Source organism: Ideonella sp. B508-1 (genome assembly GCF_000333615.1).
GTDB lineage: Bacteria > Pseudomonadota > Gammaproteobacteria > Burkholderiales > Burkholderiaceae_C > Ideonella.
In genome coordinates this window covers 1-4,255 of sequence record NZ_BADL01000541.1, presented here as the reverse complement: position 1 = coordinate 4,255, position 4,255 = coordinate 1, and the positions used below count along the sequence as shown (strand labels likewise).

The following is a 4,255-nucleotide window of genomic DNA, read 5'->3' as shown; positions in this document are numbered from 1 at the left end:
CGATCATTGTCAGCAATTGCAGGGCATGGTTTGCACCATGTCGCGCAACGCGCCGGTTTTGTTGTAGAAGTCGCCCCGCGTGCCCACGCCGATGGACTCGGCCAGGGTGATCTGGATGTTGGCGATGCTCTCGCGCCGCCACAGGGGCTCGAACAGGGCATTGGCAAAGCGCAGGGCCATCAGGTTCTGCACCGAGGGCTTGCCCAGGTAGTGGTCGATGCGGAAGGCCTGGCGCTCGCTGAAGACCGAGCGCACCACGCGGTTGATCTCCCCGGCGCTGGCCAGATCATGGCCCAGGGGCTTTTCGAGCACGACCCGGACCTGTGGCCCGTTCAGCCCCACCGCCCCCAGCTGCTCGCAGATCACCGGGAAGAGGTAGGGGCTGGTGGCCAGGTAGAGCACCACCGTGTCGGCGCCCCGGGCCTCGAGCCATTGCTTCAGGCCGGCGTAGTCCTCCGGGTGGGACAGGTCCATGCGCCGGTAGTGCAGCAGGGCGGCAAAGCGGGCGAACTCCTCGTCGCTGGGGCGCTTGGAGCTCTCGACCTCGGCAAAGCGGTCGCGGATGAACTGCCGGTAGGCCTCGTCGCTGCGGTCATCCCGGGCCACGGCCAGGATGCGGCCCCCCTCGGGCAGCTTGCCGTGTCGGAAGGCCTGGAAGAGGGCGGGCATCAGCTTGCGCCAGGTGAGGTCGCCCGTGCCGCCAAAGAAGACCAGGTCGAAGGACATGCTGTCGGCCGGTAATTTGGTTACGTCGATCGATCATGCATGACTTGCGCAGGGGGGTCAAATTCAGGGATGGATCGGCGTCGGGGCCGCGGCCCTTGGGAAAACGTCCTTGGGAGCGTCACCAAGTCGGGTTCTAATCGGGGCGTGGCACTTTCCTTGCACGTCTTCTGCGCACCATGAATCAGCTCGAGCAACTCAAGGCCTACACCACGGTGGTGGCCGACACTGGTAACTTCAGGCAAATGGCGCAGTACGCGCCGCGCGACGCCACCACCAATCCGTCGCTGATCCTCAAGGCGGTTCAGCAGACCGAGTACGCGCCGCTGTTGAGCGCGGCCGTGGCCGCCCACCAGGGGCGTCCCCTGGACGAGGTGGTGGACCGGGTGCTGGTGCGCTTCGGTCTGGAAATCCTGAAGGTGGTGCCCGGGCGTGTCTCCACCGAGGTGGATGCCCGCCTGTCCTTCGACACGGCCGCCACCATCGCCCGCGCCCAGCGCCTGATCGCCATGTACGAGGCGGCGGGCATCGGCCGCGACCGCGTGCTGATCAAGATCGCCTCCACCTGGGAGGGCATCCAGGCGGCACGCGCGCTGGAGCAGCAAGGCATCCACTGCAACCTCACCCTGCTGTTCAGCTTCTGCCAGGCGGTGGCCTGCGGGGATGCCGGCGTGCGGCTGATCAGCCCCTTCGTCGGCCGCATCTACGACTGGTACAAGAAGCAGGCGGGGGCCTCCTGGGACGAAGCGGCCATGGCCGGTGCGAACGACCCAGGCGTGCGCTCGGTCGCCAAGATCTTCCACTACTACAAGAAGTACGGCATCGCCACCGAGGTGATGGGCGCGAGCTTCCGCAACGTCGGGCAGATCCTGGCGCTGGCCGGTTGCGATCTGCTGACCATCAGCCCCGATCTGCTGACCCAGCTGCAGTCTGCCGAGGGGCCGGTGACCCGGGCCCTGTCGCCGCAGGCCGAGGCGGCCGAGGTGCCCCATGGCTGCACCTTCAACGAGGCCCGTTTCCGCTGGGCGCTCAACGAGGACGCCATGGCCACCGAAAAGCTGGCCGAAGGCATCCGTCTGTTCGCCGCCGATGCGGTGAAGCTCGACGCGCTGATCCAGGGGCGCTGACATGCCGGTGCCCCGTTGCGACGAGACCGCCGCCTGGACGGCCCTGCATCGGCACTTCGAGGACAGCGGCCGCGCGCTGGACCTGCGCCAGGCCTTCGCCAGCGAGCCGCACCGCTTCGAGCGCTTCAGCATCGAGGCACCGGAGGTGTTCGCCGACCTTTCCAAGAACCGCTGGAGCGAGGCCAGCCGCGCCCTGCTGCTGACCCTGGCCCAGGAATGCCAGCTGGCCGAGCGACGGGATGCGATGCTGCGCGGCGAGCCAATCAACACCAGCGAGGGCCGTGCCGTGCTGCACACCGCGCTGCGTGCGCCGCAAGGGGTCGGTCCGCACAGCGACACCGTGCACGACATGCTGGACCGCTTCCTGGCCTATGCCGAGCAGGTGCGCGACACCGCCAGCAGCGGCTTCACCGACGTGGTCAACATCGGCATCGGCGGCTCCGACCTGGGCCCGCAGATGGCCGTGCCGGCGCTGGACGCCTGGTGTCACCCGGGCCTGCGCCTGCATTTCGTCTCCAACGTGGACGGGCATGACATCACGCCGGTGCTGCGCCGGCTGGACCCGACCCGCACGCTCTTCATCGTCGCCTCCAAGACCTTCACCACCCAGGAGACCATGGCCAATGCCCAGGTGGCCCGGGCCTGGTTCCTGGCGCAGGGGGGCACCGACCTGGGCCGGCACTTCGTCGGGGTGACGACCAACCTGGACGCTGCCGCCGAGTTCGGCATCCACCGCACCTTCGGCTTCTGGGACTGGGTGGGGGGCCGTTTCTCGTTGTGGAGCGCCATCGGCCTGCCCATCGCCATCGCCATCGGGGCCGAGAACTTCCGGGCCCTGTTGGCCGGTGCCCACGCGATGGACCGCCACTTCGCCGAGGCCCCGCTGGCCCAGAACCTGCCGGTGCAACTGGGGCTGCTGGACGTCTGGTACCGCAACTTCCACGGCTTCACCAGCCGCTCGGTGGCGCCCTATCACCAGGGCCTGCGCCGACTGCCGGCCTATCTGCAGCAGCTGGAGATGGAATCCAACGGCAAGCAGGTGGATGCCCTGGGGCGCCCCTTGACGCAGGCCACCAGCCCCGTGGTCTGGGGCGAACCGGGCACCAACGGCCAGCATGCCTACTTCCAAATGCTGCACCAGGGCACGGACGTGGTGCCGGTGGAGTTCATCGCGGTCAAGCGGCCCACGCACGAGCACGCCGAGCTGCACACCAAGCTGCTGGCCAACTGCCTGGCCCAGAGCCAGGCCCTGATGCTGGGCAAGACGGCCGCCCAGGCCGCCACCGAGCGGGCGCCGACCGCCTCGCCCGATCTGGCGCCAGAGGTGCTGGCCCAGCAACGCAGCTTTCCGGGCAACCGGCCCAGCACCACGCTGCTGCTGGAGGAACTGACACCCCGTGCCCTGGGGGCGCTGATCGCCCTGTACGAACACCGGGTCTTCACCAGCGGCGCGCTGTGGGGCATCAACAGCTTCGACCAGTGGGGCGTTGAGTTGGGCAAGGCGCTGTGCAACCAGCTGCTGCCGCGACTGGCCAGCGGGGATGTCGCGGGCCTGGACGGTTCCACGGCGGGTTTGCTGGAGAGGCTGCGTGGCTGAGGCGACTTTGACGGTGAGTGCCACAGACGCCACCGCAGGGCGGGACGAACGCCGGCCCCATCTGATCTTCGACTTCGGCGGAGTGCTGTTCCGCTGGCGGCCGGCCGAGCTGTTGGCGCGTGTGCTGCCCGGTCGCATCCGCACGGGCGAAGAGGCTGAACACTGGAAGCGCCAGTTCTTCCAGGCCTACCAGGGCGACTGGGGGGCGTTCGACAGCGGCCTGATCAGTGCCGAGGAATGCCGTGACCGGATCGCCGCCCGCACCGGGCTCAGTCCGGCCGAGGTGCAGGCGGTGATCGAGGCCGTCCCCTCGGAGCTGGCACCGCAGCAGGACACGGTGGCCCTTCTTCGGGCCTTGAAGGCGGCGGGCCACCGCTTGTTCTTCCTCTCCAACATGCCCGAGCCCTACGCCTGCTACCTGGAGCAGCACCACGACTTCCTGGCCTGGTTCGAGGATGGTGTGTTCTCCGCCCGGGTGAAGACCGGCAAGCCGGGGCTGGACATCTTTCACCTGGCCCTGGCCCGCTTCGGCGTGGCGCCCCAGGAGGCCCTGTTCATCGACGACCACCTCGAGAACATCCAGGCCGCGGCCCAGCTCGGGCTGCCGGCATTGCATTTCACCTCGGCTGCGCGGCTGAGCCAGGATCTGTCGGCCCGGGGTCTGCGTCTGCTTGACGGGTTCGGGCCCGACGCCACTGGCGGGTCGAACTGAAGCCGGCCAGGTCGGCCGCCCGTTCGCGCGTCATGCCGCTGCCATGGGCCTCCCGGGCCAGCGCCGGCGAAACTGCTCGACATGCTGACGCGGTGA

At 68.6% G+C, this 4,255-nt stretch carries 3 protein-coding genes and 1 pseudogene; 3 read left to right on the top strand and 1 reads right to left on the bottom strand.

Features of this window, described 5'->3' with window-relative positions; all coding sequences use genetic code 11:
* A pseudogene (locus I73_RS29630) lies at nt 1-726 on the bottom strand (glucose-6-phosphate dehydrogenase); the annotation flags it as partial.
* Nucleotides 727-902: 176 nt separating this feature from the next.
* Here I73_RS29630 and tal point away from each other — a divergent pair.
* From tal to I73_RS29625, 3 genes are read left to right on the top strand one after another with little or no spacing between them, the layout of a single operon-like run.
* The gene (gene tal, locus I73_RS21115) at nt 903-1,850 is read left to right on the top strand and encodes a transaldolase (RefSeq protein ID WP_022982439.1); all 948 of its coding nucleotides are present in this window, start codon (nt 903-905) and stop codon (nt 1,848-1,850) included.
* A 1-nt stretch (nt 1,851) separates the two neighbouring features.
* Nucleotides 1,852-3,447 (top strand): glucose-6-phosphate isomerase, encoded by a 1,596-nt coding sequence (gene pgi / locus I73_RS21110; RefSeq protein ID WP_022982438.1) that lies wholly within the window; start codon nt 1,852-1,854, stop codon nt 3,445-3,447.
* Nucleotides 3,448-3,460: 13 nt separating this feature from the next.
* Complete coding sequence (locus I73_RS29625; RefSeq protein ID WP_051049313.1) at nt 3,461-4,159, top strand: HAD family hydrolase; 699 nt, start codon at nt 3,461-3,463, stop codon at nt 4,157-4,159.
* Nucleotides 4,160-4,255 lie beyond the last annotated feature (96 nt).